Origin of the sequence: Streptomyces sudanensis (assembly GCF_023614315.1) — a bacterium.
GTDB lineage: Bacteria > Actinomycetota > Actinomycetes > Streptomycetales > Streptomycetaceae > Streptomyces > Streptomyces sudanensis.
Genome location: NZ_CP095474.1, coordinates 2,380,448 through 2,386,812, shown reverse-complemented (window position 1 = coordinate 2,386,812; position 6,365 = coordinate 2,380,448). Strand labels below are relative to the sequence as shown.

General features: G+C 72.2%; 3 protein-coding genes and 1 tRNA gene. 1 reads left to right on the top strand and 3 read right to left on the bottom strand.

Translation table 11 applies throughout. From position 1 onward, the window contains the following. Positions 1–126: 126 nt before the first annotated feature. Positions 127–2,658 (bottom strand): ABC transporter permease, encoded by a 2,532-nt coding sequence (locus tag MW084_RS10985; protein ID WP_010473381.1) that lies wholly within the window; start codon positions 2,656–2,658, stop codon positions 127–129. A 60-nt stretch (positions 2,659–2,718) separates the two neighbouring features. Next, complete coding sequence (locus MW084_RS10980) at positions 2,719–3,489, bottom strand: ABC transporter ATP-binding protein (protein ID WP_029553708.1); 771 nt, start codon at positions 3,487–3,489, stop codon at positions 2,719–2,721. Positions 3,490–3,933: 444 nt separating this feature from the next. Here MW084_RS10980 and MW084_RS10975 point away from each other — a divergent pair. After that, positions 3,934–4,017, top strand: a tRNA-Leu gene (locus tag MW084_RS10975). A gap of 1,406 nt (positions 4,018–5,423) precedes the next feature. Here the strand turns inward: MW084_RS10975 and MW084_RS10970 are convergent. Then, positions 5,424–5,972 (bottom strand): RICIN domain-containing protein, encoded by a 549-nt coding sequence (locus MW084_RS10970; RefSeq protein WP_255115201.1) that lies wholly within the window; start codon positions 5,970–5,972, stop codon positions 5,424–5,426. Positions 5,973–6,365 lie beyond the last annotated feature (393 nt).

Genomic DNA, 6,365 nt, shown 5'->3' with positions numbered 1-6,365 from the left:
CCCGAGCCGGCCCCGAGCCGGGCCCCGCCCGTCGGCGCGCCGGGGCGGACGCCGGCCTCGCGGGCGCGCCGACGCCGGAGGGCCGGGCCCCGTGATCGGGAGCCCGGCCCTCCGGCGGCGCGTCCGCTACTCGGCCTTGATGGCGTTCAGCACGTTCAGCTTCGCCGCGCTGCGCGCCGGCCACATCGCGGCCAGCACCCCGACCAGGCCGGCGAGCAGCAGGAAGAGCCCGATCCGGTCCCACGGCAGGGTCAGCGTGTACCCCGGCAGGCTGTCCTTGATGGTCTCCCCGATCGCCCAGCCGAGGAACGACCCGAGGACGATGCCGACGACCGCGCCGTACAGCGAGATCACCACGGCCTCCAGGCGGACCATCCGCTTCACCCGGCGCCGGTCCAGGCCGATCGCGCGGAGCATGCCGATCTCCTGCTGCCGCTCGAAGACCGACATGGCCAGGGTGTTGACCACTCCCAGCACGGCGATCACCAGGGCCATCCCCAGCAGGCCGTACACGATGTTCAGCATCATGTTGATCGGGCCGCCGAACGCGTCGCGGATGTCCTGGTGGTCCATGAAGTCGACGGCCGGGTTGTTGCCCAGGGCCTGGACCAGCGCCTTCTTGTTGGCGGCGCTGTCCCCGCCCTCCATCGAGACGAAGATGGTGGGGACGTACGGCTCCGGCTCGTGCGGGGCGACGACCTTCCGGTCGACCAGGACCGGCGAGAGGAACTCGGAGTCCTCGTAGAGCGCGCCGACGGTCAGCGTGCCCTTCTTCCCGTCGCCGTACGTGACGGCGACCGTGCTGCCGACCTTCCAGCCGCGCGACTCGGCGGTCTTCCGGGCCACCGCGATCTCGCCGCGCGCCAGCGAGTCGAGCGAGCCGGCGGTCGGCTCGATCTTCAGGAGCTTCTCGATGGCGCCGGGCACGACCGCGGAGGCGGAGGTGTACTCCCCGCCGAGCTCCATGCTGGACGCCTGCTGCGGCGACACGGCGGTGACGCCCGGGGTCTTCTCCAGCGAGGTCAGCACGGACGGGTCGAGCGGGCCGTTGTTGGCCATGCGGACCAGGTAGTCCGCCGTGATCTGGTCGGTGGTCGCCTGGTCGAGGGACCGGCTGACGGTGACGCCGATCACCGACAGGCCGGTGACCAGGGTGAGCCCGATGGCCAGCGCCGAGGCGGTCGCGCCGGTGCGGCGCGGGTTGCGGACGGAGTTCTGCCCGGCGAGCTTGCCGGAGATCCCGAACACCCCGACGAGCAGCGGCCGCACGGCGGCGATCAGCGGCCGCGACAGCAGCGGGATCAGCATGATGACGCCGACCAGGGCGAGGAACGCGCCACCGGCGATGAGGTACCGGCCGGTCTCCCCGGCCTCGGCGGCGCCGTACACGATCAGGCCGGAGCCGATGGCGGCCAGGACGCCGCCGATGCTGTTGCGCAGGACCAGCGACTTCTGCGTGGGCGCGGCGTGCACGCTGTTCATCGCGGCGACCGGCGGGATCTTCGCCGCGCGGCGGCCCGGCAGCCACGCCGCGAGCATCGTGACGACGAGGCCGACGCCGAGCGCGGACAGCGCGGGCGTGACGCCCAGGACGACCGGGCCGTCCGGCACCTTCAGCTCGAACGCCGCCATGCCGGAGCGGAGCCCCACGGCGAGCGCGATGCCCAGCAGGTAGCCGGTGACGGAGGCGACGACGCCGACGATGGCGGCCTCCGCGAGGACCGAGCGGGTGATCTGCCTGCGGGACGCGCCGACGGCCCGCATCAGCGCGACCTCCTTGGTGCGCTGGGCGACGAGCATCGTGAAGGTGTTGGCGATCAGGAAGACGCCGACGAACAGCGCGATGCCCGCGAACCCGAGGAAGATCTGGCCGAAGGCGCTCAGCTCCTGCTCGATCTCCTCCGCCTGCTGCGCCGACAGCTCCTCGCCGGTCTGCGCCCCGGCGTGTTCGGGGAGCAGCGGCTCGATCGCGGCGAGGAGCCGGTCGTCGTCCGCGCCCGGCGAGGCGGTGACGGTGGCCTCCTGGAAGTGGCCGGGCTTGAGGAAGAGGCGCTGCGCGGTGCCCGTGTCGAACAGGACGAGGCTGCCGCCGGCGCTGACCGCGCCGTCGTCGGTGGTGAACACGCCCTGGAGGCGGTACGTCCGCACGGGGCCGTTGGTGGCGACGCGGACGGTGTCCCCGACCTCGTACCGGCCTTCGGCGGCGGTCTTCCGGTCGAGGGCGATCCGGCCGGCGGTGACGGGGCCGCCGCCCTCGACGAAGTCGTACCGGGGGTCCTTGCCGTCCTTGCCGGGGGCGAAGTTGGCGCCCTTGTTGGACCAGCCGACGCCGATCAGCCTGCCGTCCGGTCCGGGGACGCCTGCGAAGCCCTCGACGCGGCCGGTGACGGAGGCGACCCCCGGCACGGCGGAGATCCGGTCGAGCGTGGCGCGGGAGAGGCCCGGCTCCTTCCCCGCCTGCCGGGGATCGGGGTGGGAGGTGACGGCGACGGCGACGTCGTCGTAGCTCTTGGCGGCCTGCCTGGTGAAGGCCCGGTCCAGGGTGTCGGTGAAGATCAGGGTGCCGGAGACGAAGGCCACGCCGAGCATGACGGCGAGGACGGTCATCAGCAGTCTGGCCTTGTGCGCGAGCACGTTGCGCAGGGCGGTACGGAACATGAGGCGAGTCCTGGGGTGGAGGTGTCCGGTGGGGNAGGGGCGGGCGCGGGGTGTCCCCGGTCAGCTGGTGCGGCCCCTGGCGTCGAACTCCTTCATGCGGTCCAGCACCCTGTCGGCGGTGGGAGCGGTCATCTCGTCGACGATCCGGCCGTCCGCCAGGAAGATCACGCGGTCGGCGTAGGACGCGGCGACCGCGTCGTGGGTGACCATCACGACCGTCTGCCCCAGCTCCCGCACCGAGTTCCGCAGGAAGCCCAGCACCTCGGCGCCGGAGCGCGAGTCGAGGTTGCCGGTGGGCTCGTCACCGAAGATGATCTCGGGGCGGGAGGCCAGGGCGCGGGCGACGGCGACGCGCTGCTGCTGGCCGCCGGAGAGCTGCGCCGGCCGGTGCCCGAGCCGCGCGGACAGGCCGACCATGTCGATGACCCGGTCCAGCCACTCCTTGTCCGGCTTGCGGCCCGCGATGTCCATGGGGAGCGTGATGTTCTCCAGCGCGGTGAGCGTGGGCAGCAGGTTGAACGCCTGGAAGATGAAGCCGATCTTGTCCCGGCGGAGCTGGGTGAGCTGCTTGTCCTTGAGCGAGCCGAGCTCCGTCTCGCCGACGCGGACCGAGCCGCTGGAGAAGGTGTCCAGGCCGGCCACGCAGTGCATCAGGGTGGACTTGCCGGAGCCGGACGGCCCCATGATCGCGGTGAACTGCCCCTGCGGGAACTCCACGGTGACCTGGTCGAGGGCGACCACCCGGGTCTCGCCCTGCCCGTAGACCTTGGACAGATCCGTGGCGCGGGCGGCCGCCGCGGTGGTGCGGTGCGCGGTCGTCGGGGTGGGGATCACGAGGAGGGCTCCTGTCGTACGGGGGTTCGTAGGGGACCGTCCCATCGTCGGCTCCGCCACCCCCGCCGGGCGTCCGCCCGCGTACCCGTTCCTCTGGCCCTCTGAAGTCTGAGGGCGCCCCGCGTTCCTCCTTCTGAGGTATGACGGCGCCCCCGAACGGCCCCGGGGGAGTCCTCCGGAAGACCCACCGGGACGGCGGGGCCGGGACGCGCACCGGCCCCGGCCGTGGGGACTCGCCGTGACAGGCGGCGACTTTCCGTCATTTCACCCGGTCGGCATGTGCAGCCGCGAATCCCGCGCCACTGCTGCGCAACGCCCCCGCCGCGGTCTGACGGTCCCTCAAGCGCCAATAAAATAAGACAACATCGGGCCACTTCCCCCGCCGTTCGGAAGACGCGCCCGGATAGGCTCATGTGCCGACGCGGAGAAGCAGCGCGTCATGCCCGGATGGTGGAACGCAGACACGGCGAGCTTAAACCTCGCTGGCCTACGGCCGTGCGGGTTCGAGTCCCGCTCCGGGCACCAAGTGAACAGGGGCCTCTGTCCTGGGGAAGGCGGGTTCTTGTGCCCTCGGTGAGTGCGGCGTGGGAACACGGCGGGAACACCGAGGGCCACGCTCCGCGCGTGGGGGCGCATCCGCGTGAGAACGAGGCCGGCGAGGCCGCCGACCACCGGTGGAGTGGCGCCCTGGCGGTGCCCGTGACGGTGAGTGGCGGAGCGAGCGACCCGCCGCCGGGGAGCCAACCGGCTTTCCACCGGACGCCGTTGGCGAAAGCGGCCGGCAGTGGCTCCGGCCGGGTGCGTGAAGCCGGGTGCGTGGGCCGGCGAGCCGGTCTCCCCGACGAGGAGCACCACCGCTTCCCGAACCACGACCCGCGCCGCGCACGGAGCAGGGCGGTCGCCGGGGAGCGCTACCGGACCTCTCCCGCCGGGGGCGCGGAGTGCCGGGTCCCCTCGGCCTTCAGGGGATGCGGTATCCGGTCCGTCGGGCGCCTCGACTCCGGCACGGTCGACGTGCGGGCGATGCGGGCCGGACTCCGGCACCGCAGCACGCGGACCTCGGTGATGCGGCGTTCGTCGCGGCCGGAGCCCGGTCGGTCGTCCCGGTTCGCCAGGGCCCGGTAGCGCCTCGTCCCCCGCCGGGCGGGGCCACGCCGCGAACGAGGGCCCCGCGGACCGGCGCCCGGGCGCCGTTGAGGACGTTCTGCTCGACCACGGCACGGGCGATCGGGCCCGGACTGCGACTCGTACGCGGCGGAGAGAGCCGTGTCGTTGCGGGACGCGTCGGTGCGGCGACCCGCACGTACGGTGTGTCCACCGCCTGGGCGGCCGACGCCCGGCCGCCGTGCACGGGGCCTGCCGGTGATGCCTCGCCACAGCGAAAGCCGATTGTCGAATCCGCGTGGCGGAGATCGCGAATGCTCACGGGGCCGTAGGGAGCGCCGTCATTTTTCCGCCACCGGCTCGGCGCCTTTCTTCGTCTGGGTGTGCGCTCCGGCGCGGAGGTGTCCCGCCGCACTCCGAAATGCTTCCGTACGCTTTCCCCGGGAATCCCGCGCTGCGCCGCCGGAGGCATGGTGGGAAGGCACCGCGCCTCCCGTGGCGAAAGCTCACCCGAGGACGCCCGATGCGCATCGGCGAAACGGCGAGCAGAGCCGAGGCGGCGGGTTCGGCGGCGTCGCTCCTGGCCGGAACGGCGGGCGGGCGGCCCGCTGGAGCAGAGGTCGCCGCCCCGCGGCCGGAGGCCACTTCGTCGGTGATCGGCGAGTGGGCGGAAAAGGGTGCCCGCGACCGCGGATCCGGAAGGGGGGCTGCGCGCCCCGGAGTCGGGGATCCCCGACGGTCCCGTCGAGCGGACACAGGGCCCGGAACCGCGTGCGTCCCGCCGCCCGGGCGGCGGGCGGCGGGACGCGGTCGGGGAAGGGGCCGTGTCAGACGACGGTGGCGGTCCAGCGCTGCTGGACCTGGCCGTGGCACTGCCACTGGGTGAGCTGGGTCTGCGTGGTGCCGTTGAGGGTCTGGTCCATGCACTTGCCGCTGTACTTGTTGACCAGCGTGAACTGGTTGGTGTTCTCGACGCCGACCATGGCCCAGAGCTGGTCCTCGTAACCGCTGTTGCAGCCGTAACCGGCGAGCTTGTGGCCGTTCTCCACGCTGTGGTAGCCGTTGACCAGGCAGGTGCCGGAAGCCTTGTTGCGCAGCTGGAACCAGTCGCCCTGCACGGGGACGACCTCCCACTGCTGGTTCGTCCCGCCGTGGTAGGGGTACAGGGTCACCGGGTTCCCCGGGGTCGGGGAGCCGTAGGCCATGTCGGCCACCATGTTGGGGTTCTTGACCGTGCGCAGGACCAGGGTCTGCGGGGCGGCCTGGGCGGCGGCCTCCGCGGGGACCGCGGCGGCTGCCGGGCTCGTGCCGGCACCGGTGAGCGCCAGGGCCAGCAGCGCCGTGCAGCCCAGGGCCGTCTTGCGCGCGAAGAACATGGACCTCTCCTTCCAGTGGGCCCGTCCGCCGTGGTGGCGTGACGGTGCCGAACCAGAATGCAGCCCACAATCTTCAAATCATATGTTGCGAAAGCCAAACCCCCTGAACGGAGGTTGTCGTTGCAAAGGGGAGTGCGGAAACGGCGTGGACGGGTGCTTCATGGAATTCGAGTGAACCGGTGGACCCTTGATGCGGGGAAACCCTCGTTCAAGAACTGCTGATACGTTTTCCCTCCCGCTCCTGTGGGAGCAGTGACGTTTTCTCCATGGTGATCACATGGGAATTCCGTTGCGGGCGGGGGCGGCGCGGGGCGGCGCGGGCGATGTCACCGCCCCGGACGGNNNCGGGCGGTTGNCGTCCTTCCGAACGTCCGAACGNNTNNTNNNGNNNCG